The sequence below is a fragment of the Paenibacillus sp. FSL M8-0228 genome, assembly GCF_038007385.1.
In the GTDB taxonomy this organism is placed as follows: domain Bacteria; phylum Bacillota; class Bacilli; order Paenibacillales; family Paenibacillaceae; genus Paenibacillus; species Paenibacillus polymyxa_D.
In genome coordinates this window covers 510,164-536,453 of the sequence record NZ_JBBOXA010000001.1, presented here as the reverse complement: position 1 = coordinate 536,453, position 26,290 = coordinate 510,164, and the positions used below count along the sequence as shown (strand labels likewise).

Below are 26,290 nucleotides of genomic sequence, written 5' to 3'. Positions count from 1 at the left end.
ACAATTTTTGGATTTTTGTGGGGTTAGGCTTGTGCCAATGATCAAGGAAAGGGTATATTGTTTATATAAATGTAAATCATATCGTTTTTTATGTATTATTATTGAAAAAAATCCATATATGTTAAACTACCATCAATTTATGATGTGCGTTAGAATTGGAGGAACTATGCAACTGGACATTTCTGAAAAATCACTTCCCGTTTATGAGGCGCTGGCCAGTGAGGTTCGGCTAAACATGATTGTTCTGCTTGCGGAGAAGCCTATGAATATACGTGAGCTGGCGGAAGCTTTGGGGCTCAGCAGTGCGATTATGACGATGCATGTCAAGAAACTGGAGAGAGCGTCCATTATTTCGACCAAAATGCTGCCCGGACGAGGCGGGGTACAGAAAGTGTGCTCACTGGCAACAGACAAAATTGAAATCGCCATGCCACGCTATCAGCAGGATGTACGGCAATTCCATCAGACAGAGATTTCCGTCGGACACTTTACAGATTTTGAAATACAGGCGACCTGCGGACTGGCTACCGTCGAAAAGATCATTGGTGAATTCGATGAGCCTCGTTCGTTCTTGGACCCTGAGCGCTTCAATTCCAAAATTCTATGGTTCAGCCAAGGATATATGGATTATAAGGTGCCGAATTTCCTACTGTCCAGCCAAAAAGCTGAGGAACTGGAAATTTCGATGGAACTATCATCCGAGGCCCCTTTTACCAATGATAATTGGCCTTCAGATATCACTTTTTTCCTAAATGATGTGAATTTGGGTACATGGACCAGCCCAGGGGATTTCGGGGATAACCGTGGTAAATACACACCTGCATGGTGGCCTGATTTTATCAATCAATATGGTCTCCTCAAAAGACTTCGCGTTACCTCCGAGGGTACCTTTATGGATGGGAAGCAAATTTCTGACGTGACTTTAAGCCAAGTGCTGATTGATCAGAAACAATGGAAATTCCGTATTGCCATATTGGATGATGCCCAGCATGTGGGAGGGGTTACTCTGTTCGGCACCGGATTCGGTAACTACAATCAGGACATCTTGTTCCGTTTGTACTACAAACATGCAGAAAATCATACCAAAACAGTAACGGTAGAAGCTGGCGATAGCAGCAAATAGTTTTAGTCCACTTCAAGACCTGAACACGGCGTTTTGCCCATGCCTTTCATGGGAAACAAAGCGCCGTGTTTTATTTTTCATTCACTTATATCGTACTCTTTTGCCACGTGCTATCCGATTAGCGTACAGGTTCAATACACACAGGTGAAGGAACCTCCAGCACATATCCCGTTCGGGTCAGCCTTCCATCCTCACTATGGATGGCAAAGGATACGAGGTTGTTTCCATCCTGATTCGCCACTACCAGATAACCGGACAGGATGTTGAAGTTACGCGGTGTGCTGCCGAAGGTTTCCACCCATTCAACCGTCTTCAGCTTGCCGCTGTCCAGATCGACATGGTATAGCACGATGCTGTCATGGCCGCGGTTTGACACATACAAAAAGCGTCCACAGGGCGTAATCCGAATATCGGCTGCTGTATTATCTACATTTATAAAGCCTTCTGGCAGTGTGGACAGGCTTTGCAGCAATGTAAGCTCACCATTACGTTCGTTATAACTAAACACAGCGACGGTATTGTTCAACTCATTGGCGACAAAAGCATATGGACGCGAAGGATGAAAAACCAGATGACGCGGTCCAGAACCAGGTGGCAAATCTGTCTCACGATGGGTCACCAGTTTGCCATCCTCTGTCAAACGGTATACCACAATCTGATCCAGCCCCAGATCACATATCAGGGCATACTGTCCTGAAGGATCTGGAATAATCGAATGCGGATGTGCCGCATCCTGACGGTCCTGGCGAATACCTGAGCCGGTATGCTGAACTTGCCCCGACATGTCTCCTAATCCTCCAGCTTCCGTCACAGGGAACACAACGGCATTGCCGCCTGAATAGTTGGAAGCCAGCACATATCGTCCATCGGTTGTTACGGAAACATAGCAAGTATGTGCTCCCTCTGTCCCTTTGCGATCCAAAGGATGTAATTCCCCCGTCTGGGTATTCACCTGATACGCATACAGCTCGCCTCCTTCTGTTTCACTGGCAGCATACAGCTTTGTCCCATCCGGGTGTAGCGCGAGAAAAGAAGGCCTCTCCATCCCTTCCACACCTCCAACCATGCGCAGATCACCATGGGTCACATTCAAAGCACATACATATATTCCTCTTTCCTGACGAGACGCATAAGTCCCTGTATAAAATAACTGCTCATTCCGCTCTTCCATCGGCTCTCAGCTCCTTCTAGCTTTTTTTATCTGGCTTTTAGCTCTACTATTTGTCTTGTTGTAAAACCATCATGCATTATTACCCAAGATTCTGTCGTTTCATTAACGTTTCGCAATGTATGCAAAAAAATAGCCTCCTTCGGCGCCATCTGTGGTTCATAAGAACGTCACAGTTCACACCAAAAGAGACTAAATTTACGACAAGAACAACATTAAACCGCTGTGGTTTGCGTATCTCTGCTATTCCATTTTACAGCCAGCCCCAAACTAAGGATGAGAATGACTGCCCCAAAAATATATGGCAAATTGATATGCACATCGAACAATTTACCCGCAAGTGCAGGCCCCAGAATATTACCAATACTCATATAAGCATTGTTCATGCCGGCTGCAACTCCCTGCTCATCCCCCGCCATTTTGGATAAAGCAGTATTAATGGCTGGCCGCAGCAACGACGTAGCGGTAAAGAAGATAAGCGATACCCCGAGTACATAATAAAAGTTGCCGGAGAGCAGCATAAGCACAAGGGAAATCGCTGAAAACAGAAAGGAGCCGATAATGACACCTTTTTCGCCAAAACGATTCAACATCGGGCTAATGACCACAGCTTGAATCACGGTTCCGACCAGTGCTCCTACGGTAATAATGATAGCAATATCACGCTCATTGTAATGAAACTTGCCCGTCACGAAGAAAGGAAACATCGTTTCAAAATGCGTCAATCCAAAGGTTAGCGTGAATATCATAATCAGCAGCATAAAGTAAGGCTTGCGGAAAGAAAGGGCAAACTGTTTAATCACATTATCCCGTTTGGCCTTGACATTCCGAAACTTCAACTGTTTCTCCAGCGACAAGGTTTCGGGCAGCATAATCAAGGAAATCAGTGCAGCTACGCCCGATACGGCCGCCGAAACATATAAGGGCGTACGAATCGAGATATCTGCCAGCAAGCCGCCCACACCAGGACCGATCACAAAGCCAAGAGACATGGCAGCACCCAACAACCCCATTCCTCTACCGCGATTGTGGACCGTTGTAATATCAGCAATATAGGCCATCATCGGAGGAATCATAAAAGCTGCTCCTGCACCTCCCAGCAAACGGGAGATATATAGTATGGTTAACGATTCCCCAATCGCAAACAATACAGAAGACGCCGTCATGATTACCAAACCGATAATAATCATTTTTTTACGTCCGTATTTATCGGACCATTCTCCCGCTAACGGCGAAAACAGGAATTGGGTTAAGCCAAACACGGCAACCAAATAACCACCCGTTTCACCACTGCCTCCCAAGGAGCTCATAAACTTGGGAAGGATCGGAATAATGAGGCCAATCCCCAGCATGGCAATAAACATATTAATCATCAAAATGACCAGCGGCCCCATTTTCAACTGTTGTGAATCTGACATGTAGCGTTTTGTCCTCCTCAGGTTCTTTATTTCGTATACGAAAATCTTATTTTGCAACCATTCCAGCAAAACTCTTCATTATATTAATAGAGAGAAGGACAAATAACAATCATAAAATACTTCCGATAACCCTGAATCTTTCCTTTGGGCAGAACAGCAAAAAGGAACAACTTGAAATGGCGATGTTGTCCCTCTCATAACGAACGACCAGGATGAATTTCTGGAACGGTCTGGCGGTCCCTACGAACTTTATTGTGGATCTTCGAATAGCTCCTGTATCATCTTTTCCCTGTTATTCAGAAATTGTTTCGTAATGATAAAATGATCGGTTTCCTCTAGCGTCCGGGTGTCGATCCCTTCATGTGTCAGATGATACAAGATGGAATCTGGATAAGCCATCAAAATAGGGGAATGAGTAGAAATGATAAACTGTGAGCCCTGCTGCACCAGCTCGTGAATCCGTGCAAGCATGGCCATCTGGCGCAAAGGCGATAATGCAGCTTCCGGTTCATCCAAAATATACAATCCTTGCCCTCCAAACCGATGCACAAAGGCAGCAAAAAAAGACTCGCCATGCGACTGCTCATGCAGCGATTTACCCCCGTAGGAATCTCGAATCGGTCGCCCTCCTCCTTCTCGATCCAGCTCGTCGATGTGAGTCGCCACATTATAGTAGCTCTCCGCCCGGAAAAAGAAGCCATCCCTTGGCTTTTCTACCCCTCTCACCAGCCGGATATGCTCATACAGTGAGGAATGCGTGGCTTGTGTAGAAAAATTGAAATTTTTAGTACCTCCCTCTGGATTAAATCCCCACGCGACCGCGATTGCCTCCATAAGCGTCGATTTACCTACGCCATTTTCTCCAATAATATAGGTGACGGAAGGATGAAATTTGAGTTCGTTCCACTGGTGTAAGGCCTTTAAGTTAAACGGATATTGGCTCTTGTCCGCATCTGGAGGCCATAGCAGCTCCAGGCGACGTATAAAAAGATTACGGTCCCATATACTCATATCCAAATCAGCTCCATTGCCAAGCAATTCACTAGGTTTTTCATCATTATATTGGAATTATTTACAGCAATCAATCTGAAATCCCATTTCGTAACCCTTCTGTTGTTATTGAAGCGATTATTACAGGTATAATATATAGTAATGTTCAGCGGGTATGAAATCTAAGCACCTCATTCCGTGTATATCTCATTCTTTTCCAAGTAGGTGAATCTATGAAATCTAATCACAAACCGATTCAGTCTTTTAAAATCGTACAGTTCATAATGACCATCTACAGGCAGCGATTGACACGTATTTTGCTACCGTTGGCTGTACTGGCTTTTATTATATGGGAGGCGGGACGAGAACTAAAAGACTTTAATCTGGCGCGTATGCTTCATGAGCTGCGGCGAATGGATGCCACCTTTCTCATCGAGATTGGCTTGTTCTCACTGGTTGCTGTGGCGGCTATGAGTGCATATGATTACGTAATCAGACATCATTTCAAGCTTCAGGTCAAGCCTGGAACAACATTTCGCTACGCCTGGATCTCCAATACCTTTAATAATGTCTTTGGTTTTGCAGGCTTTACAGGAGCGGGACTTCGCACAGTGCTGTATAAGAAAAGCGGTGTGCCGTTGGGTGTCATCACCTCTGCGGTCGTGTTTCTTTCGCCAGTCGTCATTACCGGACTATCTTTGCTGGCTTGGGGAGCCATTGTTCATCTGTATCCGGTACAGCCTGTACTGGATGCTCACCCGTGGCTTCATTGGGCGCTGTGGGGAATGGCATTGTACCTACCGCTATTCCTGATCATGCAGCGCTCCAAACGGTACTCCACATGGTTCAACAAGGGAGAAGGACAGCTTTCCTGGTCCACCATCTCCGCTTCCATCAGTGCTTCCCTACTGGAATGGCTGCTGGCTGGCCTTACCTTTGCATGGATCGGCTCGCACTTGCTCCATGAACTGCCGATGCATGCTGTGTTCGGCATTTATGTAATAGCCGCGATTGCCGGGTTAATCAGTCTTGCACCCGGAGGGGTCGGGGCATTCGACATCATTGCCCTGCTCGGGCTGCAAATGGCGGGAGCCAACTCAGATCGGGCACTGGCTGTCCTACTGGTCTTTCGCGTCTTTTATTACATCATCCCGTGGCTCATCGGCTTGGTGTTAGCCGCGCTGGAAATGATTCCGCGTAACGAGCGCCTGAATCAGCTAGCTGAGACAGGTTGGGATTACTCCCTTAATGCCTGGCAGAAGGTATGGGGCTGGCCTGGTCAATTCCGGTTTTTGGCCGATCTAGGGGTATGGGCGCTTGGTAAGCTGGTACTCATATCCGGCGTGGTGCTTCTTTTGTCGGCAGCTACGCCCGGTCTGTTATATCGGCTTCGTTTTGCTGAGCATTTGCTCAGCCTGCCCGTCATGCGCTTGTCGCATGAAATCTCGGTCATCATCGGAATTATGCTTGTCGTCCTGTCCCATGGAATCTCCCTGCGTATTCGCAGAGCATTACGACTGACATTGATACTGCTTCTGACAGGAGCTATTTTCACCTTCACTAAAGGTCTGGATTTTGAAGAAGCTTTATTCCTACTGTTTGTGGCTTTAATGCTATGGATTTCGCGTTCGCGGTTTTATCGGGTCAGTGCGCCGCTGAATCGGCACAACATTTTAATATGGGGTGGATTATCTCTACTCGTAACCGGGGCTTATTTTATCATTGGGGCAGGCTCCAACACTCCCTTTATGCGCCATTTGCATGCCAAGGTCCATCTAGACTTTTTTATGAACCGCAGCGATTACGGAGTTACCGCCGTGTTTAGTCTGATTTTGGCATGGGTATTCCTGACGGTATATTTCTTTCTTCGACCTCAGCGTAGCATCGCTAATCTACCCGACGAGCAGGAGCTGGATAAGCTAAAAGAATTTTTGGAACGGCAGGGTGGTAATCTCGTCTCTCATATGCTTTTTCTGGGCGATAAATATCTGTATTGGACCAAAAATGAACAGGTTGTCATTCCCTACGCTCGTAGCCGGGACAAACTGATTGTATTAGGTGACCCACTCGGTCCAAAAGAACGTGTGAGTGAAGCCATTCAGGAATTTCAGCGGTTCGCAGATCGGTATGCGTTAACGGCTGTATTTTATCAGGCCTCGCCGGAGTATTTGTCCATCTATCACGAGAACGGCTATCGCTTTTTCAAACTGGGCGAGGAAGCACTGGTGCCGCTGGAATCATTTACACTGACAGGCAAAAGCAATCAAGCGCTACGCAGCGCCAAAAACCGTTTTGACCGCGAGGGCTACTCGTTCGAAATCATCCAACCGCCTCTAGAGGCGTCACTGATTGAGGAGATTCGTCAGGTTTCGAATATTTGGCTGGATGGGCGCAAGGAGAAGGGATATTCACTCGGCTGGTTCAAAGAATCTTATCTTCAGTTGGCTCCGATTGCATTGCTAAGGGACTCTGAAGGGAAGGTCATCGCTTTCGCTACGATGGCCCCTGCCTATGATCATGGACGGACGGTCTCCATTGACCTGATGCGCCACTTGCCTGACACGCCAAATGGCACGATGGATTATTTATTCACACGGGTCATTGAGTGGGCCAAGGAGAGTGGGTATACGACATTTAATCTGGGAATGGCACCGCTGTCCCAGGTAGGGCAAAGCGAAAAGGCATTGCGCGAGGAAAAGCTGGCCCGACTCGTTTTCCAATACGGGGGACATTTTTACGGCTTTCAGGGGCTGCGGCGCTTTAAGGATAAGTTCAAGCCGCAATGGGAGCCGCGCTATCTGGCCTATCCAGCTTCTGTCTTTCTACCGATCCTGACGCTGGAGCTGGTATATCTCGTGTCCAAACGCTCGGACTAAACAAAGGGCTGACAACAGGACTTTAATAGTCTAACACGACGTAAAAAAGGGTGTTCCCAACCACGAACGGTTGCTGGAACACCCTTTTATATTCACAAATCTTCTTAGAAGCTGCCTTTTACAACAACTTCAGAGAGTGGAAAACGTCCTGATGGACGTGCTGGCACTTGTGCCTTACCTACACTAATAAGCAGGGTTGGCAGGTAACGTGCTGGAATATTGAATTGCTCGATCAACTGTGCTGGAATGAAACCGCCCATTGCGCAAGTGTCGTAGCCCAGAGATTTAGCAGCCAACATAATATTTTGTGCTGCAAGAGCAGAGTTCAGGATGGCTGCATCGCGAGCTACTTGCGGGTTTTGGTACGCGCCATTGATTTGACCTACCAATGCGTCACGGATTTCCGCTGGCAGTGCGCCTGCTTCTACCGCTTGATCATAAATGACGGTGTTACGGTTCGCTTCCAAATCACCCAATACGGCAATCGTAACGGAACTTTCCGCTACTTGACCCTGATTGTAGGCGATAGGCAGCAATTTTTGCTTGTCCGCTTCGCTTTCGATAACAAGGAATTTCCAATGTTGAAGGTTCCAAGCGGAAGGAGCTTCTATCGCCGCAGTCAAAATAGCCTCCAAATCTTCCTCTGGCAATTTAAAATCCTTAACATAGCTCTTTACCGCGTGTCTTTCACTAATAGTAGATAGGGTTTCATTTTTTGGACTACTCGACATTCTGGGCACACTCCTAATTTCTTATGATATATATCTAACTTGAATCCTCATTAACTTCCCAAACTACTGCAATTATAAAAATGATAGTTAGTCATGTCAATATGTTTAAGTATGACCCTGCACTCAAAATACAGTACAATACGGATAAAGACATACATATCGGCAGATGCCTGCCGATGGGACAAGACATAATGAGTTCATTTTGTTCTCATTTGAATTAAAAAAGGAGCGTTACTATGATTGGATCGTTTAAAAAAACAGATATTGCTTTGTTTGCCGCCTGGGTTGTAGCTTGTGTGGCAACTTTGGGCAGTCTGTATCTCAGCGAGATTTTGGGGTATGAGCCTTGTAAGCTATGCTGGTTTCAGCGCATTCTGATGTATCCCCTGACCCTTCTACTCGGGATCGCCTATTTTCGAGGGGATTCGGGGATACGACGTTATGTCATGCCGTTGGCTATCATTGGAGGTGCGATTTCGGTCTATCATTTTACCATTCAGCGCATCCATGCAGCCGCCAAAGCAGCTACGCAAACTTCAACTTCCTGCGGCAGAGTATCCTGTGAACAGGATTACCTAAACTGGTTCGATTTCATCACCATTCCTTTTCTCGCACTAATCGCCTTTATCCTTATTATTGTAGCCATGGGTTATATCATGCGAAAGGAGAAAAAATCAGCTCAGGGAGAGGTACAAGCAACAGAACTCGCATAAGTATGAAAGAGACCCAATTATAGGGCCAGTGTTATCACCAAGAGGCGTATAATCCGCTTGCCGGGGGAGAGACTGTAACTAAATATATCCATTGCATATGTGGTATAATGTGAAAGGTTTGCAGTCTGTCCAATAACGCTTATATTCCTTATAGAGGGGGCCAGTCCATGTTTCATATTAGCACCCCATTGCTGCAATATGGCGCAACCTTCGGTATGATCTTAATCGCTATATCGGCTATTTTCATCCGTATGAAGACAGGTCATCGCCCGATTAATGCCAAAAAAATCATCATCCCTCCGCTCGGCATGAGCACCGGTTTTATGATGTTCGTGGTGCCGGAAGTACGGGTTCCCTGGCTTTGGGCGCTGGGCGCCTTTCTGGTCGGCTGGTTTATTTTTTCTTACCCGTTGATCCGCAGCACCAAATTTGAGTTGCAAGAAGGGCTGGTTTTCGTGCAACGCTCACGTACCTTCTTCTTTATCCTATTCAGCCTGCTGATCGTCCGATTGCTACTGCATGAATTTATTCAGCATTACATTACCATTCCGCAGACAGCAGGGCTATTTTTCATCCTAGCCTTCGGCACCTTGTTACACTGGCGGCTCCGTATGTATTTTCAATATCGTCAATTCGTTCCGGACGAGACAGAAGTCCGCATCTGACCAACGGTTTTTTAACATGCTTGCTAGCATATTGCTGTATAGACCAAAAAAGGACACGTTCTCCCAGCCAGGAGGCCGTGCCTTTTTGGTCTTTTCGTCTTTTTAGTCTATCGGAGGCTACATTTCCGCCTTGCCCGGACGCCGGGCGCTAGGCACTTACTGGGAGCTTTCTTTTGTAAACAGCGTGCTGCCGTTTATGTTGTTCTGCGGAGCATAAGCGCCGTCCCAGGTGATAAAGAAGCTTGCTCCGGTGTAGATTTCATTCAGGGCCTTGTTCCAAAGCGAATAATCGAATTCCTTGAGCTGATTATTGTTGCGATCCACATGGTCGCCACCCACGGCTGGTCCAATTTCGCAGAAGCCATAAGTTTTGCCAAGTCCTTTGATGTCATTGTAAGCCATCTTAATTTCATTGTCATTGGACGGATCGTCGCTGTAAGCGTCGATGCCAATCCAGGTGACATAGCTGGAGCCGGGGTAATAAGCAGCCGCGTTGGCTCCTTTATTTGGAGCATAGACAAAATTGACGTTGGACATGCCATTGGTCGTCACAATGTAATTGTACAGATTGATGTACAGGTTCTTATAGTCCGTCGTGTTCTTGTCCCCCCACCAGAACCAGCCTCCGTTCATTTCATGGAAGGGTCTGTAGTAAACGGGGGATGAATTAAACTTTTGCAGGCCGGTCACGACATTGTCAACCTGGGCCTTATAATTTTGCAGCCATGCGGGGCTGGACGAATTGATGGATGAAATGTCTGTATTAGCCAAGATCTCGAAATCGGAATCAGACATCGGGGCGTTTACATTTCCACCCTGGGGATTGGGCATGTGGGTGGAAACGGTGACGATTTTCCCCAAGGCTTGGATGGCGGAGGCGCTATTGGAGGTAATGGAGGCTGCATCGGTTCCCCCCTGGTTCCAGTTCAGCAGATCATAGGAGACGATGTCAGGGTTGTAGGTCCAGACAGGACTGGTGTTTACACTTCCGTCATAGCCCAGGAACATGCCAGTATAGTTGATATTGCTCTCCGCGCCTGCCGTCATTGGTAGCGAGAATAATAATGCAGCCCCGGTCAGGGCGCTGATCAAGCTCTTCGTTTTCTTGACTGAATTCATAATGGTTATCCTCCTGATGTTTATATCTTGCTGTTTGTAATCGCAAGACTTAAGATGTGACCGATATTCCCCTAGGACAATCTGACTCGCAACCTACATGTTTTTCGTTTTAGCGAGTGGATCTCCATCTTCCTAAAGGAATACGTTTTTGTGATCCTCAATTACATCGACATCAAGGAAAAAAGTTGAAATAGTTCTATTAGAGCAAAAAAATAATTCATATAACAATGAACAAACAATTTCTGCAAAATGTGGTAGGGACTAAATGTGTAATAAAGGAAATTTTTTCATTTCATTCTTATGAATTTGTTTTCAAATTATTGTTATTTTTGTACTATATAGAAGATTCATAATCACACACTTAGCGTATCCTAGCGTCCAGAACTAAGCTGATCACTCTGATGGCATAGTGTATATTTCGTTAAAATGGTGGCCTGGCACTCATGAAATGAAAAAAACCGATATTCGCCTTTTGGCCAAAATCGGTTTTTGGAGATGAAACCATTATTCCCCGCATGTACTGGACCTTTATAGAATGCACGTAGCAAAAGGGACTGTCCTCTGGACAGCCCCTTTTCTGTAATATGTCCAGACCATTCACCACGGTAGTCTGTATGCTTGCGGTGGATGCCTGCTTTTATTATTGCTGGGTCAAAATGATCGGACCCTCTGCTGTAATGGCCAGCGTATGCTCGTATTGCGCAGACAAGCCGCCGTCCAACGTGCGTGCGGTCCAGCCGTCCGCATCAATTTTACTGCGGTATGTGCCTGTGTTGAGCATCGGCTCAATTGTAATGACCATACCCTCTTTTAAGCGTGGTCCACGGTGTGGAGGTCCGTAATGTGGAACCTGCGGTTGCTCATGCATCTCTTCTCCGATACCGTGCCCAATAAATTCGCGTACGACCGAGAAGCCTTCCGCTTCCGCGTAGGTTTGTATCGCATGGGAAATATCACCGATCCGGTTACCGATAACGGCTTGCTCAATCCCTTTATACAGCGATTCCTTGGTAACATCCAGCAGCTTTTGCGCCTGCTCAGACACATTACCCACCGCATACGACCAAGCGGAATCTGCCAGCCAGCCATTCAGGTTCACAACCATGTCGATCGTCACGATGTCCCCGTCCTTCAACGGTGTCTTATTCGGAAAGCCGTGGCAAATCACATCGTTAGGTGAGCCACAAGTTGCAAACTGGTAGCCGTTATAGCCCTTTTGCTCCGGTGTTGCGCCATGCTTCTTCATAAAGGATTCCGCAAAGGCGTCAATTTCCAGTGTCGTAATGCCCGGCTTGATCATTTTGGCAATTTCCCGGTGGCAAGCAGCCAAAATGTCTCCAGCTTTTTTCATATTTTCAATTTGTTCTTTGGTTTTAATGATAATCATTAAACGGTCTCCTTCTTTTCCGTGTTCGTTCCACTTTTCACTGCTTCTTTTTTCTACTTCTATTGTAACGCTAAAAGCAGCGAAATGGAACCGATGTCAACTGATACCGTTTACAAGGATCTTAAACGGGGTATATAATATTCCATAACTTGTATACCAGTATGCAAAATCATTTCCTAGATAGGAGTATCCTATGAAATATCCAACAACCTGGTTGCAGGGCGCATCGCTTGGGGAAAGGATTGCTTGTGAACTTCGGCTTCAGATTATACGCGGCGTTCAGACACCAGGCACTGTGCTATCTGAGAATCAGATTGCTGCCGATTTTGGTACCAGTCGTTCTCCGGTGCGTGAAGCCTTGAAGGCACTCTCGGGCGAAGGGCTGATCCGTTTGGAGCGCATGGGGGCGATTGTCGTCGGCATGACACCCGGTGATATGGAGGAGCTATTCGATGTGCGAATGCTGATTGAACATTTTGTTGTACAAAGGTATGTACATAGTGATAATGCCACATTGGTGACTGTTTTGAATCAGATGATTGACAAAATGGAAGTCGCTCTCAAGTACAGGGATGTCGTTGAATTTTCTCTTCAGGATTTTAACTTTCATGAAGCTCTGGTTCTGGAAGCAGGCCATACCCGTATTCTTCATACCTGGAACGGCATGAGACAGCTAATCCTGACGGTCATGTTAGCTGCAACAGAACAACGATTTGCGTCCAACATCGAAGAATCACAAGTCACGATTCACAAACATCGAACCTTTGCAAACGCTTTAAATCAGAGGGATGCTCAGGAGTTGTCAGGATTTATTGAGGATCATTATCGAGATACCCGCAACGCGGTTAACGATAGCGTCCTGTCTCCCTACAGAAGAAAGACATCGTCCTAGCCACAATATGCGTGACAAAGAGCAGATGTACCGCGCTTTATGCGTTTCTCGCTGGCGCGGCTCTCTTTTAATTGAAGTTGTCGACAAGTATACATTTAACTATGCATATAAGAATAAGGAGGCATACCTTCATGAACACGTTATTCGGCTTAAGCCATAACGCGTCCCTGCTCATATGGGCGCTAGTTACCGTCATTCTTTTGATTTTGCTGATTGCTAAATTCAAATGGAATCCCTTCGTTTCACTGCTGCTTTCGTCGGTATTTCTCGGACTGGTTAACGGGATGTCTGGACATGAAGTTACTGCCTCCATCACCAAAGGGCTCGGCAGTACACTCGGCTCCATCGCCATCGTGATCGGTTTAGGCACAATGCTCGGTAAAATGATGGCAGAATCCGGCGGCGCCGAACGCATCGCGACTACACTGATGGATCGTTTTGGTGAAAAACGCGTTCATTGGGCGATGATGATCGTAGGCTTTATCGTGGGAATTCCGGTGTTTTTTGAGGTTGGTATTATTTTATTAATTCCCATCCTGTTCACGGTTGCCCGTAAAATGAATATGTCTCTGCTGAAAATCGGTATTCCAATGCTGGCAGGACTATCGACGGTACACGGCCTTTTACCACCCCACCCGGCTCCGATGATCGCGATTGAAGCCTTTAACGCCAATATTGGACGCACGATAGGATATGCACTCATCGTGGGCATCCCATCCACCATTATTGCAGGCCCGGTCTTCGGCGCTTGGATTGGCAAAAGAATCATGGTCAGACCTTCCGAGAGGCTGGACGAGCAGTTCAGAAATACGACGGGGCGGTCGTTGCCTCCCTTTTGGATTACTTTGTTCACCATTTTGTTACCTGTTATTCTAATGCTTAGCGGATCAGTCGCTGAAATTGTAGACCCGGCCAATACACATCCGCTCACTGTATTTTTCAAATTCATTGGTGATGAGGTTATGGCATTACTGATTGCGGCCGTGTTTTCTTTTTTCTCGCTAGGCTATGCACGTGGTCTAAAGAAAGAGGACTTGTCCCGTTTTACCAGTGAATGTCTGGCACCAACAGCCTCTATTATCTTAATTATCGGGAGCGGTGGTGCATTTAAAACGGTATTGATCGACAGCGGTGTAGGTCAGGCCATTGCAGCGGTCGCTACAGGAGCCCATATGAATGTGATTGTATTTGCTTTTCTGGTCGCTGCGCTCATTCGTGTAGCCACTGGATCAGCGACAGTCGCGATGACGACAGGCTCCGGTATTGTCGCACCTGTGCTGGCACTCACACCCGGCGCGAATGTCGAACTGGTCGTCCTTGCTACAGGAGCAGGGTCGCTGATCTTGTCTCATGTGAATGACGCCGGATTTTGGATGATTAAAGAATTTTTCAATATGACGGTTCCGCAGACTCTAAAATCATGGACCGTTATGGAAACCATCCTCTCCCTGGTTGCTTTCAGTTTGATTATGCTGCTGAGTGTGTTAACTTAACGATAATGAGCTAATAACGGTAAGTGAAGGGGAGATTGAATATGACAGACACCCGATATATGATCGGCGTCGATATCGGTACGACCAGTACCAAAGCAGTTCTTTTCGAAGAAAACGGCAATATTGCCGCCCAGCACCATGTGGGCTATCCGCTCCATACACCTGAGCCGGATGCGGCAGAACAAGATCCGGAAGATATTTTCAAAGCTGTTGTGACGACGGTGCAAGAGGTCATGAAACAAAGCGGAGTGTCAGCTGAGCATGTACTGTTCGTCTCCTTCAGTTCGGCCATGCATAGCGTACTGGCAGTGGATAAGAATGGCAAACCGCTGACCGCCTCTATCACTTGGGCAGATAACCGTAGCGCCAAATGGGCCGAAGCGCTCAAACATGAATACAACGGACACGATATTTACTTACGTACCGGAACGCCTATTCATCCTATGTCACCGCTCACAAAACTAATGTGGATTACACGGGATTTACCAGATGTTGCGACCCAGACGTACAAATTCATTTCCATTAAGGAGTACATTTTTGCCCGGTTATTCCACCAATATGTCGTGGACCACTCGATTGCCTCTGCAACCGGACTCATGAATTTGCAGCAGTTGGACTGGGACGAGGAAGCGCTGCATATTGCAGGTGTGACGAAGGAGCAGCTATCCGAGCTGGTGCCGACAACTCATGTGCTCAAAGGGCTGGATGAGACCTATGCACATGACATGGGCCTACTGAAGACGACTCCTTTTGTGATCGGGGCCAGCGACGGTGTCTTGTCCAACCTCGGTGTGAATGCGATCAAGCCTGGAGTTGTCGCTGTTACCATCGGCACCAGCGGAGCCATCCGCACCGTAGTTGATAAGCCGCTCACGGATGCCAAAGGGCGCTTTTTTTGTTATGCCTTGACCGAAAAGCTGTGGGTCATCGGCGGCCCGGTGAACAATGGAGGTATAGTCTTCCGCTGGATCCGGGATGAATTTGCAGCCTCCGAAGTGGAAACGGCCAAACGACTGGGACTTGATCCATATCATGTGCTGACCCAAATTGCGGAACAGGTACGTCCTGGCTCCGACGGTCTGCTCTTTCTTCCGTACTTATCCGGTGAACGTGCGCCCCTATGGGACCCGAATGCTCGCGGCTCCTTCTTCGGTCTGTCCCTGCGTCACAAAAAAGAGCATATGATTCGCGCCGCTCTGGAGGGTGTGCTATTCAATTTGTATACCGTCATGCTTGCCATGGAAGAAGTCATCGACAGACCGTCAGTCATTCACGCCACGGGTGGATTTGCACGCTCGGAGCTATGGAGACAGCTCATGGCAGATATATTTGATCAGGAAGTCATTATTCCCGAAAGTCTGGAAAGCTCATGTCTGGGTGCAGCTATTCTAGGCTTGTACGCACTGGGACGGATTGATTCGCTGGATGCTGTGTCCGGTATGATTGGTACCACTCACCAGCACAAACCGGTAGCAGAACACGTGGATATTTATCGCGATTTACTGCCGATTTATATTCGCATTTCACGTAAATTCGAAGAAGAATTCAAGGATATTGCGGAATTTCAGGCCAAGTCCCTACAGTCTTGAGTTACAAGGTAAACCAAATGGAGTTACAGCAGCGAAGCCATAGGCCCTTAAACTTGTAAAGCGAAGACCCTTCTCATCAAGGGTCTTCGCTTTATTGTTGTGCGCCCTTCGTCACGTAGAGCAGCATTTGTGCATTTTACAGGAAATCGGCCAAGACCGAAATTACAGAAACAGGGTTTTAGAGATGATCACCAACAAAATAAACAGAACCAGAATCGCTCCTACAGAGGTCCATGCGCCTACGCCGCAACCCATACCGCCTACTCCGCACATATGACTCATTTACAACACTCCCTTCGCTCATTTACAGGATCATTGTATGTAGACCTGGTCAAATGCGTAAGGGGGGCATTCCCCCATTTTTGCGGCGAATGCCTGTTTATTTTGGAGACTAGCATTATGTATTAACCTCAAAATTATAGAACCCCTCAAGTGTTGCTCTCTTCATCATCAATACTGCACAAGTCCCAAGGAATCCACTCAGCAAGCCACACCTCATGCCCTGCATAATAAAATGCGATTCCCTCTTCTCTTGCTTTAATCGTGTTTACCTTGAGCATGACCAATTCACCTCTTCGGCTCCCTGCTAATGCTGCAAAGTTAGTGCTTTCAGATAAATGTACATACTTTCTGCCAACAGGATCTAAACCATCCGCCATAATAAATGGCAATGCTTGCTTATTCGTACCATGGTATAGTACATCTGGTGGATTCCCGGGAGTATACTCTATCTTTTGATAGCTATGTCCATATCTAGCTCTGATTCTACCGTTATGGATTTCAAAACGCTGCTTATCTGAATTGCGCACGATCCGCTCAATATCAGTCTGCTTTACACCTGACCAGCCTGGCAAGCTTTGAATGATTTGAAGTAAGTGTTCCACAGTACAAGAGCCGTCTGTAATGTCTAACTTTAGCCCGGATTCCTCGGGTTTGTGTCGCAGCATTTTGCTCATTATTTTACTTAGCTTCATATCTTCCTTTTGTTTCTTCATTGAATTTCTCCTTCCTTTAATATAGTAGATCAAAAGATATTTCTACATAAAATTAAGGATTCCTCTTATTTCTTCTTTATACGCTAAAAGACCATCAGAACCGGGAAGGTCTGATGGTCTTTATCAGAAAAGATGCTAGTTATGCCTCTCTGCGTCTGCGTGGTGTCAGACCAAGCCAGGACAACAACGAACTGCGCGATTTTCGTTGTCTGCCCTGGTAGGTACGCAAATTCGTAATTAACTGCCGATCCCGTTCCTCGTCGATCTTTTCTTTTATCCAGCGTTTTTGATCCTCCAGTTGGTTAGACAAGTTGATATTCTTTTCCACCAAACGGCTGTGCTCTGCTTCCAGCTCCTCCAAACGGCTCCGCATTTCCAACAAAGCGTTTTGCACCATGTCCTGCATCTGCGCCAGTTCTTGTGGCTCTAGGGAATCCTGTGTTTGTACAGATACAGGCGCTTGCTTCAATCTATACTCAATAGTTGATGCCAAAGTCTGGAACTCTTCCTGCAACTGTAGCTGCATGGGTTCTTCTGACAGTGTCTGAGCATTCATTTCATCCTGTAACTCTGTCAGTTCAACCGTAGCAGCGACTTGAGCCTGCATGACCGTCTCTTCCCTGCCTTCAGCCGCCGCCATTATTTCTTCCCAGGTTGCGGTCAGTGACTCAGCATCCGAGATGGGTGGCAAGCGGAATTCTTCATCCTCCATTGGAAAGGGAGCGGTCACTCTCTCAAGCACCACCTGAACCGCCTGCTCCATCGTCATATGCTGCTCACGCAACGCCTTCCTCATCACCTTCAAGCACTCAACATCCTCAGCACTAAACATTCTTGATTGATTCGCGGAACGTTGAAACACATACCCCTGCTCCTCCAGCGCCGCTGCATATTTACGAAGGGTACTCGCCCCGATTCCCAACTGTTTTGCTGCTTCCGTCGTCGATTTGATTTCTTCCATTTAATCATTACCTCCCCGGATGGTATGGAAAGAAATAAGCTTGTATATGTAGAATTCGCGAAATCCATTGGAAACCCTTTGGCAAAAATGTTCTAATATTGCAGACTGCTAAGAACCTTTGTCATAACGGAATCTTTGTAGAAATACAAGAAACGACATTGCAGAGAATACTTCGTTCTATGTACACTAAAGACTCTTTAAAGAGCATCACATAAATGTCATACTTTTATAATTCCTATGGCACTATTCCTTCCATCAACATAGTTCATGTTATAATTTATACAGCGGTCACCTTAAATATAAATTGAAATGCACTCTCCTACCTTCCAGTAAAAGTATTGATAATTTACGTTCATTCTACAATTAATCGCAGAAAGACACCTCTTTCACAGTTCATTTTTAATTTTCCGGAATGGAGACAAAAAAATGGATATTTTCAAAAGATCAGCAATATGTTATGTTATGTAACGTAAAATGGATTTCAGGCATAATTTGTAGCATATTAACGTTCGCTGGAACGAGGAGGCAACATAGATGAAGGGGAAGGCAAGGAAAGTAGCTATTGTCGGCGCGGGAATGGTCGGTTCGAGCTGTGCCTACTCAATGGTTAATCAGTCCATTTGTGATGAAATCATGATGATTGACCGCACGTATGATCGGGCTTTGGCCCATGCACTGGATCTGTCCCATTGTATGGAGTTTACGTCCACACGCACTAAGGTACGTGCAGGCACGTATGCAGACTGCACGGATATGGACGTGGTGATTATAACGGCTGGAGCCAACCCTAGACCAGGTCAAGACCGCCTGTCTGTACTGGACGACGCAGTGCTTATCACCAGAGAGATTGTAACAGCGATTATGGAGGGTGGCTTCGACGGTATATTCGTCATTGCCGCTAATCCTGTCGACATTGTAACGTATATGGTACAAAGTATATCCGGTCTGCCGCGCAACAAGGTGATCGGCACGGGCACCTCTATCGACTCGTCCCGGCTCAAGACGTTGCTTTCTGAGGTGTTTTCCATAGATCCACGCAGCGTACAAGGATATGCTCTTGGCGAGCATGGCGAATCCCAATTCGTTGCCTGGTCACACGTAACGATTGGCGGTAAGCCGCTTTTACACATTTTACGGCAGCATAAGGAACGATTCAGCCACGTCGATCTGGACGACATTGCCCGTAAAACCAGGGATGCAGGCTGGGAAATCTTCACCCGCAAAGGCGCCACTTATTTTGGTATTGCCAATGCTCTGGCATACATTACCCGTTCCATTTTAAATGATGATGGTAAAATTATAGCGGTCTCTGCTGTATTGGACGGCGAGTACGGGCACACCGATGTCTGCACGGGCGTTCCAGCGATTATCGGCAGCGGAGGAATTCAAGAGGTCATCGAGTTGGAACTAAGTCCAGAGGAACAAGCGAAGTTCGACGCCTCTTGCCACTTTATCAGCAATAATATCCGTGCCATTTCAGACTTAGTGTAAACCAATAGCACAGAAAAAAACTCCTTACCCTCATTGAGGATAAGGAGTTTTTGCAATCCCCGTATTTCGCCCTATATCTCTTTATAACGAAATACCGTCAGTCCCGCCAACGTAAATACGACAAAGCTGCCCATTATAACCGTCAATAGTGTATCAGTTGGCACCATGAACGCCCCGAAGTTGTCTCTTCCACTCGGCATCATCGCCAATAAAGGCTGTGTCCATGGATAGTACGGACCGTAGGTTTGAGAATTGGCGACCAGAATATTCGGCACGGTGAACACAAAATTCAACGCAAGCGGTGCGGCAAAGCTGGACCACAAGAAGGATACCATCAACTGCAACGCAGCCAGCGGCAGGCAGGCTACCCAGCCTGCGAGCAGACTTTGAGCGATCACAGCCCAAGGAATCGGTCCGTTCATCCCCTGCACAGCTCCAACACTCAGCAACGCTCCCCCGAACAGTAGCTGGGTCAATCCGACCAAGGCCATAATGATAGTCAGCTTAGCTGCGTACAGACTGGTGCGGGACAATGGCAATGACATCAGCTGCTTCCAGCCGCCGCCCCCATGCTCGAAACGGCAGACCAGAGACCCAAACACGGCCGTCAGCATCGGCAGGAACAGCAGCGCATGAACTGTAAGCATGGCTGACAACAGCAACAGCCAGTTCCCTCCCGGATTCGCCAGCAAACCAATCAGGACGGCAATCGCCGGGCTGACGAGCGCGAGCAGCCAGACGGGCGATTTCGCCATTTTCAACCGTTCAACAGAAAGTAACCGTGCATATCCTCCGAACATTACGCCACATCCTTTCGGCTAAAATGGGCCGCTGTCAGCAGGCTGAGAAGCATACCCGTTCCGCACCCGACGGACGCAAACATCCACGCTTGAGGTGCAACCCAGGCGAATTGAGGCCAGGCCAATGGAAACCATTCGGACAGCTGTGAAGCAAACAAGCTGCCGATGCCTAACGTAATGCCCAGTGTTACAGGTAGCGCTTGATTATGGAATGTGACTGTTAACCACAACAATAATACGAGCATAGGCAACGTGCCGCCTAAGGGCCAAAATCCGAGTCGTAGCAGTTCTCCTACGGGTGCAGGTTCTCCCCCGAAGCCAAGGATCATTCCCAACACCCAAGTCCCTACCGTCAGGAGTAGACAGGACACACACAGCATCCCAATCGCCAACGTCAGCTTGGCCATATAGACGCTGAATTTGGAAATCGGCAAGGCCAGCAACTGCTTCCATGAGTTAGATGTATGCTCCACATTCGCCAACATGGAAGCCACCATAGTAGCTCCTAGCACCAGCGCAAGGGGTACAAAAAGAGCGATGTTATCCATCAAAACTTCCCACAGATGACCCTTGTTACGCGGAATCAGATAGTCATATCGAAGTCCAAAGTTGAGCGCCTGCATGGCCACCAGCCCAAGGGGACCGAGGAACACCAAGAACCAGATTCCCTTTCTGCGTGCTTTGAGCAGATCCGCCGTGAGTGCTCGCAGCATCATAAGGAAGCCCCTCCTTTGCCCACCACCTGCATGAACATATCCTCCAGCGATTTGCGGCGTTCCTCCACACGGTATACGGCATGCGTATTTTCGACCAATCTTCTGACCAGCAGCGCAACAGCCGCATCATTCATGTTCTCGAACTCCAGCGCCGATCCGTCCTTCACCGAATGGTAGCCCTGCTCACGCGCAATCAATTGGGCTGCTTCCGGTTCCGACACGACGATCCGAATTCCGCCCGCGGATTCCTGACGGAGATTATGAATCGTGTTTTGAAAGACCAGCTCTCCTTCACGAATAATACCTACGGTATTCGCCATATGCTCTACCTCGCTCAACAGATGGCTGGATACCAGTACGGTGATCCCCCGTTGCTTGGGCATCGCCTGAATCAATGTGCGCATTTCCTGAATACCCTCCGGGTCCAAACCATTCGTAGGCTCATCCAAAATGAGCACTTCTGGATTCCCAAGCAGGGCTGCTGCAATACCAAGTCTCTGCTTCATGCCCAGCGAGTAGCCTTTGACTGGACGTTTGGCATGCTTGGTCAGTCGGACGACCTCTAACACTTCCGCAATGTTTTGCTTGGGTACATTCAAAATACGGCGAATGGCCTCCAGATTTTCAATGGCGTTCAAATGACCATAATACGAAGGATACTCCACCAACGAGCCGACTTTACGCAAAATATCAAGCTTATGTCTGCGAATATCTTTGCCGAATATACGGATCGTTCCTCGAGTTGGGCGAATAAGTCCAAGCAGCATGCGGATCGTTGTCGTTTTCCCTGCTCCATTTGGACCCAGAAATCCGTAAATATCTCCCCGAGCTATTTTCAGGTCCAGCTGATTAACCGCCGCGCGGCCTTTGTATATTTTGCTGAGACTGTTCGTTTCAATAATGTATTCGTTCAAGTTCCTCACCTCGACACCTATCGTAACGTGCCAAGTTTAAAGCCAAGGGAACTCTGAGTTTAAGTTTTGTTTAAAAAACGGATTCGGGTCCCGGCTGATGAACTGAAAATCTCCCTCTCCAAATTCATTTCGCGAGCCAGCAGTTCTGTAATCGCCAACCCAATCCCGGCTCCTTTTTCACTGGACTGTTGCTCCATACCAGGCCCTTTATCTGTGATAACCAATGCCTCTGTCCCATTATCCTTCTGGACTTGAACACCAATATATCGGCCTGAGGCAGCATGGCGAACTACATTTTGAAAGAGATTGTCCAGCAGACGACGGAAGCCTTGCTCATCGACATTCCACACCATACTATGCTCAGGCAGGTCGATATCCACTTCAAAGCCCTCCTTCTCCCACACCGGATACCAGCTGGCTACACACTCCCGCACTAGCCGCAGGATATCACGCGGTGTGTTATTCATGGTGTATTTGCCACTGGATAGGAGATTATAGGTCAGCAAGTTGTCGATCAGACTCCCAAGGTCCTTTAGCTTGTTTTCCATTAGTGTAATCGACTGTTTCCCTCTGCTGCTGAGATTTTCACCATCTAGTGTATACAGATGGCTACGCACGACCGTAAGCGGCGTCCGAATATCGTGTGACAGATCCGCGACCAGTCTCTTCCGTAGCTCTTCCTCCTGACGCTCACGTCCCCGACTCTCTGCCAACTGCTCGACCATCTGATTAAATGCTTCTTCCAGCTTGCCGATTTCATCCGGGCGTCCAGTGGCAACAAGAATAGGCAAGCCGTCCTCTCCTCGCTGCGACATGGCGGCCTGAAGCTGCAACAGTCTACGCCGAATGTCTCCAAAAAACAGAAGAGATACGGATATAAAAGCGCCCAAAATCAATACAATAAAAAAGAAATAGTACATCAACATACTACTATCAGTAGGTGGCTGTTCAAAGAACGAACGAGGCACTTTTAATACCATATAGCCCTGATTTACATCATTCTTGCCCCCGCCAATAAAGGCTACTACCGTAAACGGCCCCTCATAGCTTGCTTGCTTCATAAAAGCTATAGCCTGCGCAGCGTTCCATTGTTTTGGCAGGTTAGGTTGGGTCGGTAACTCCAACCTAGTTAACCCTGCGGTATCCACCCAAAATATTTGGGATTTAGGGAACATATCTTGTTGTATTTTGCGCAGATGGACTGAGATTTGCTCTGGTGTGGCTCCCTTCAAGGCTACAGCTTCGCGATGCCAGCTATTTTCGGTATGGGTAGCAGAGGGATAGTAAGCGTTTTTAGGCTTGGACCCCGCCCCCCAATTGAATAACACGCTATATATCAAGGCTGTAGCAGGCAACACAATGGGCAACAGCATCATAGCAACCACAATGATGACCAGATAACGGAACAACAGTGAACTGCGAAACCGACCTCCCTGATCCGGCTTAGAGCTGGGATGCAACCTCCTCCAACCCTTGCGCGTCCTGTTCATTATGCTTTCACCCGATATCCTACACCACGGATCGTCTCAATGATGCGAGGTGTCGCAGGATCAATCTCCAGCTTTTCGCGCAGGTGTCGGATGTGAACCATTAAAGTTTTGTCTCCGTCGATATATGGATCTCCCCATACCGCTTCATACATTTGCTCTTTCGTCATAATCTGGCCCAAATGCCGCAGTAAATAAGCAAAAATGTGATATTGCTTGCCTGTCAGTGTAATTTCCTCCCCGGTATCACGGTTCACAATACGGTTATCAGGAGAGAACACAGAGAGATGCCCCAGTTGTAAGGATTCTTCAGGCACGGTTCCTGATCGGCGCAGCAAAATCTCCATACGTGCTATGAGCTCGTCCGGGTGAAAGGGCTTGGTTACATAATCGTCGGCGAAATCCAGTCCTTGCAGTTTATCGTCTATGGAGGTACGAGCAGACAACATGAGAATGGGAAGCTCCGGGTACTCTTTCTTGAGCCGTTTCCCTATGGTGAATCCATCCAGACCAGGTAACATCACATCCAAAATCACGAGTTGGCACGTACGGGCTGCCTCCACAGCCCCATCCCCGCTGCGAAGCCATACTACAGCGTAATTCCGCTCTTCCAAATACTGATGCGTCCAAGCACCGATATCCTGGTCATCTTCGATGTATAACACATTTGTTTTCATCATGAGCACCTACTTATCGTTTTTCTTTTATGTAATGGGCATTATAGCATTTATGGTACATAACCCACTTAAAAAGGTTAATAACTATCTTATACGACATACGCTTCACATTTTCAAATTTGAATGCTTATGAAAAAAGGAGGCCTACCCGATGCTGCTGGAAGCTATATACCATCACCCGAAACGCAATTGGGCTTTTGGTTATAATGATGAAACGATATTTCTACGGCTACGTGCGAAGAAAAATGACCTGAACACCGTTCATGCTCTCACCGGAGATAAATACGATTGGGACCGCACCCGACAGCTTGTCCCGATGTCCAAATTCGCTACTGATGGCAGGTTTGATTACTATGAGTGCAGTATAAAACCTACTCACCGTCGGCTGAAATATGGATTTTTGCTAGAAGACGGTGAGGAACGTATTTGGATGAACGAGGACGACTTTACTACCCAAGAACCCGAAAATGCAGATAAACTGTTCCAATATCCGTTTTTGAACCCGATTGATATTCTGAAGCCACCCGCATGGGTGAAGGATGCGGTATTTTATCAGATTTTCCCGGAACGCTTTGCGAACGGTGACCCCTCCATCAGCCCAGAAGGTGCAGAGACATGGGGTGGAACCCCACAAAGAGACAATTTTTTCGGTGGCGATCTACAGGGGATTCTGGATCACCTGGACCACCTGAACGAGCTGGGAATTAACGCCATATATATGACTCCTGTCTTCAAGGCGACGACCAATCATAAATATGATACAGAGGATTATATGGAGGTGGACCCACATTTCGGGGACAAAAAGACATTGAAAAAACTGGTCGATGCCTGCCACGATCGAGGAATTCGGGTGCTGCTTGATGCGGTGTTCAACCATTCAGGGCGTACTTTTAAACCGTTCGTCGACGTCCAGGAAAAAGGCGAAGCCTCGCCTTACAAGGACTGGTTCCATGTACATAGCTTTCCCCTGAAAGTGGTGGATGGCATACCGACGTACGATACATTCGGGCTGGAACCGATGATGCCCAAGCTGAACACCGAACATCCTGAGGTAAAAAAGTACCTGCTGGATGTGGCAAAGCATTGGATCGAAGAAATCGGCATCGATGGTTGGCGGTTGGATGTGGCAGACGAGGTGGACCACGCCTTTTGGCGGGAATTCCGCACTACGGTCAAGCAGGCCAATCCGGATGCGTACATTTTGGGTGAAATGTGGAATGAATCGTCTGAATGGCTTCAGGGGGACCAATTCGATGCAACGATGAATTATCCGTTCACCTACGCGGCGAATGATTTTTTCGTCAAAAAAGTGACCGATGCCCAAAGCTTTGCCTACGCCATCGGACGACAGCTGGCCCGCTATCCACAGCAAGCATCCGAGGTTGCTTTCAATCTGCTGGATAGCCATGATACACCGCGCCTACTGACGCTGTGCGGGGGCGACAAGCGACTGATGCGGCTGGCTGCTTTGTTCCAGTTCACGTATATGGGCGCACCCTGCATTTTTTACGGCGATGAGATCGGCCTGGATGGAGATGCCGATCCAGGCTGCCGCCAGTGCATGGAGTGGGATGCCGATAAGCAGGACCACGAGCTGTTCGACTTTTACCGCGAGCTGATTGCGCTTCGTAAGGGGCACCCGGTCCTCCGTGATCAAGGAGGCATCACTTTCCTGGAGGCACAGCCGGAGGGTGCCTCACTTGCCTACGAGCGCCGCAGCGGGGAAGAAGTGCTGCTCGTGCTGCTCAATCGTTCCGATGAGGATCACGTTTTTGAATTGGACATTCCTGAGCAGGAATGGCAATTAGCCTTTGGCGAAAGCCAGTGGTCCGTAGGACCGAAGGGACTGCATGCCGAGCTTCCTCCTTACGGATATGTTGTGCTGAAGGCAACGCCTGTGCGATCAATCAACTCTGCAAAAGAAGTCGACAACAAGACGCAAAGCAAGGCATAGGCTATATAGACGCGGATGCTGATGAAAGTACCTGCCGAATACGGCAAAAAAAGCGAAACCACCAGGAACAAGATAGTTAACTTGTTCCTGGTGGTCTTTTTACGTTGAATATGAGCTTCTATCCAAGTCGA

General features: G+C 47.5%; 23 protein-coding genes. 9 read left to right on the top strand and 14 right to left on the bottom strand.

Annotated features, from left to right (window positions below; all coding sequences use genetic code 11):
- Window positions 1-166: 166 nt before the first annotated feature.
- Window positions 167-1,123 (top strand): ArsR/SmtB family transcription factor, encoded by a 957-nt coding sequence (locus tag MKY98_RS02370; protein WP_039270301.1) that lies wholly within the window; start codon window positions 167-169, stop codon window positions 1,121-1,123.
- Window positions 1,124-1,241: 118 nt separating this feature from the next.
- On the opposite strand, the gene MKY98_RS02365 is transcribed toward MKY98_RS02370, so the two are convergent.
- The 3 genes from MKY98_RS02365 to MKY98_RS02355 all read right to left on the bottom strand — a co-directional run bounded on the left by MKY98_RS02365 (window position 1,242) and on the right by MKY98_RS02355 (window position 4,720).
- Entirely contained in the window at window positions 1,242-2,294 is a 1,053-nt protein-coding gene (locus MKY98_RS02365) for a lactonase family protein (protein WP_069010784.1), read from the bottom strand.
- 212 nt (window positions 2,295-2,506) lie between these two features.
- Window positions 2,507-3,709 (bottom strand): MFS transporter, encoded by a 1,203-nt coding sequence (locus tag MKY98_RS02360; protein WP_029514730.1) that lies wholly within the window; start codon window positions 3,707-3,709, stop codon window positions 2,507-2,509.
- Between the two features lie 249 nt (window positions 3,710-3,958).
- On the bottom strand, window positions 3,959-4,720 hold the full coding sequence (locus MKY98_RS02355; RefSeq protein ID WP_069010783.1) for an AAA family ATPase: 762 nt from the start codon (window positions 4,718-4,720) through the stop codon (window positions 3,959-3,961).
- Between the two features lie 212 nt (window positions 4,721-4,932).
- On the opposite strand from MKY98_RS02355, the gene mprF reads away from it, so the two are divergent.
- Window positions 4,933-7,575, top strand: a complete 2,643-nt coding sequence (gene mprF / locus MKY98_RS02350; protein WP_069010782.1) for a bifunctional lysylphosphatidylglycerol flippase/synthetase MprF — start codon at window positions 4,933-4,935, stop codon at window positions 7,573-7,575.
- A gap of 104 nt (window positions 7,576-7,679) precedes the next feature.
- On the opposite strand, the gene MKY98_RS02345 is transcribed toward mprF, so the two are convergent.
- Entirely contained in the window at window positions 7,680-8,306 is a 627-nt protein-coding gene (locus MKY98_RS02345; protein ID WP_069010781.1) for a nitroreductase family protein, read from the bottom strand.
- A gap of 236 nt (window positions 8,307-8,542) precedes the next feature.
- Here MKY98_RS02345 and MKY98_RS02340 point away from each other — a divergent pair, with 236 nt between their 5' ends.
- Both MKY98_RS02340 and MKY98_RS02335 read left to right on the top strand, forming a co-directional pair.
- Window positions 8,543-9,019, top strand: a complete 477-nt coding sequence (locus MKY98_RS02340) for a disulfide oxidoreductase (protein ID WP_069010780.1) — start codon at window positions 8,543-8,545, stop codon at window positions 9,017-9,019.
- Between the two features lie 167 nt (window positions 9,020-9,186).
- Window positions 9,187-9,684: a CcdC family protein gene (locus MKY98_RS02335; protein WP_029514725.1), complete on the top strand. Its 498-nt coding sequence runs from the start codon at window positions 9,187-9,189 to the stop codon at window positions 9,682-9,684.
- Between the two features lie 156 nt (window positions 9,685-9,840).
- Here MKY98_RS02335 and MKY98_RS02330 read toward each other — a convergent pair whose 3' ends face one another.
- Together MKY98_RS02330 and map are read right to left on the bottom strand one after the other, a co-directional pair.
- Complete coding sequence (locus MKY98_RS02330; protein ID WP_069010779.1) at window positions 9,841-10,803, bottom strand: glycoside hydrolase family 26 protein; 963 nt, start codon at window positions 10,801-10,803, stop codon at window positions 9,841-9,843.
- 640 nt (window positions 10,804-11,443) lie between these two features.
- On the bottom strand, window positions 11,444-12,190 hold the full coding sequence (map, locus tag MKY98_RS02325; protein WP_013308498.1) for a type I methionyl aminopeptidase: 747 nt from the start codon (window positions 12,188-12,190) through the stop codon (window positions 11,444-11,446).
- A 193-nt stretch (window positions 12,191-12,383) separates the two neighbouring features.
- Between map and MKY98_RS02320 the strand changes: the two genes are divergently transcribed.
- The 3 genes from MKY98_RS02320 to gntK all read left to right on the top strand — a co-directional run bounded on the left by MKY98_RS02320 (window position 12,384) and on the right by gntK (window position 16,164).
- Window positions 12,384-13,082 (top strand): GntR family transcriptional regulator, encoded by a 699-nt coding sequence (locus MKY98_RS02320; RefSeq protein ID WP_029514723.1) that lies wholly within the window; start codon window positions 12,384-12,386, stop codon window positions 13,080-13,082.
- A 131-nt stretch (window positions 13,083-13,213) separates the two neighbouring features.
- Complete coding sequence (locus tag MKY98_RS02315; RefSeq protein ID WP_069010778.1) at window positions 13,214-14,575, top strand: GntP family permease; 1,362 nt, start codon at window positions 13,214-13,216, stop codon at window positions 14,573-14,575.
- A gap of 41 nt (window positions 14,576-14,616) precedes the next feature.
- Complete coding sequence (gene gntK / locus MKY98_RS02310) at window positions 14,617-16,164, top strand: gluconokinase (RefSeq protein WP_069010777.1); 1,548 nt, start codon at window positions 14,617-14,619, stop codon at window positions 16,162-16,164.
- Window positions 16,165-16,326: 162 nt separating this feature from the next.
- Here gntK and MKY98_RS02305 read toward each other — a convergent pair whose 3' ends face one another.
- The 3 genes from MKY98_RS02305 to MKY98_RS02295 form a co-directional block, all read right to left on the bottom strand.
- Entirely contained in the window at window positions 16,327-16,446 is a 120-nt protein-coding gene (locus MKY98_RS02305) for a hypothetical protein (RefSeq protein WP_013369112.1), read from the bottom strand.
- A gap of 146 nt (window positions 16,447-16,592) precedes the next feature.
- Window positions 16,593-17,159 carry an RNA 2'-phosphotransferase gene (locus MKY98_RS02300; protein ID WP_029514720.1) on the bottom strand — a complete coding sequence of 189 codons (567 nt, stop codon included), beginning with the start codon at window positions 17,157-17,159 and terminating at the stop codon, window positions 16,593-16,595.
- Between the two features lie 139 nt (window positions 17,160-17,298).
- Window positions 17,299-18,120, bottom strand: a complete 822-nt coding sequence (locus tag MKY98_RS02295; protein WP_069010776.1) for a MerR family transcriptional regulator — start codon at window positions 18,118-18,120, stop codon at window positions 17,299-17,301.
- Window positions 18,121-18,654: 534 nt separating this feature from the next.
- Here MKY98_RS02295 and MKY98_RS02290 point away from each other — a divergent pair.
- Window positions 18,655-19,611, top strand: coding sequence for an L-lactate dehydrogenase (locus MKY98_RS02290; protein WP_029514718.1), 957 nt, complete (start codon window positions 18,655-18,657; stop codon window positions 19,609-19,611).
- Window positions 19,612-19,682: 71 nt separating this feature from the next.
- Here the strand turns inward: MKY98_RS02290 and MKY98_RS02285 are convergent, their stop codons facing one another.
- From MKY98_RS02285 to MKY98_RS02265, 5 genes are read right to left on the bottom strand one after another with little or no spacing between them, the layout of a single operon-like run.
- Window positions 19,683-20,411, bottom strand: a complete 729-nt coding sequence (locus MKY98_RS02285; protein WP_069010775.1) for an ABC transporter permease — start codon at window positions 20,409-20,411, stop codon at window positions 19,683-19,685.
- Window positions 20,411-21,127, bottom strand: a complete 717-nt coding sequence (locus MKY98_RS02280) for an ABC transporter permease (RefSeq protein WP_029514716.1) — start codon at window positions 21,125-21,127, stop codon at window positions 20,411-20,413. Before MKY98_RS02280 ends, MKY98_RS02285 begins: the two co-directional genes overlap by 1 nt.
- Window positions 21,124-22,041 (bottom strand): ABC transporter ATP-binding protein, encoded by a 918-nt coding sequence (locus tag MKY98_RS02275; RefSeq protein WP_069010774.1) that lies wholly within the window; start codon window positions 22,039-22,041, stop codon window positions 21,124-21,126. The genes MKY98_RS02280 and MKY98_RS02275 overlap by 4 nt, the downstream gene beginning before the upstream one ends.
- A gap of 59 nt (window positions 22,042-22,100) precedes the next feature.
- Window positions 22,101-23,531: a sensor histidine kinase gene (locus tag MKY98_RS02270; protein WP_029514714.1), complete on the bottom strand. Its 1,431-nt coding sequence runs from the start codon at window positions 23,529-23,531 to the stop codon at window positions 22,101-22,103.
- Entirely contained in the window at window positions 23,531-24,205 is a 675-nt protein-coding gene (locus tag MKY98_RS02265; protein WP_029514713.1) for a response regulator transcription factor, read from the bottom strand. Before MKY98_RS02265 ends, MKY98_RS02270 begins: the two co-directional genes overlap by 1 nt.
- Before the next feature lie 151 nt (window positions 24,206-24,356).
- Between MKY98_RS02265 and MKY98_RS02260 the strand changes: the two genes are divergently transcribed.
- A complete protein-coding gene (locus tag MKY98_RS02260; protein WP_069010773.1) occupies window positions 24,357-26,159 on the top strand; it encodes an alpha-glycosidase in 1,803 nt (600 codons plus the stop codon).
- Window positions 26,160-26,290 lie beyond the last annotated feature (131 nt).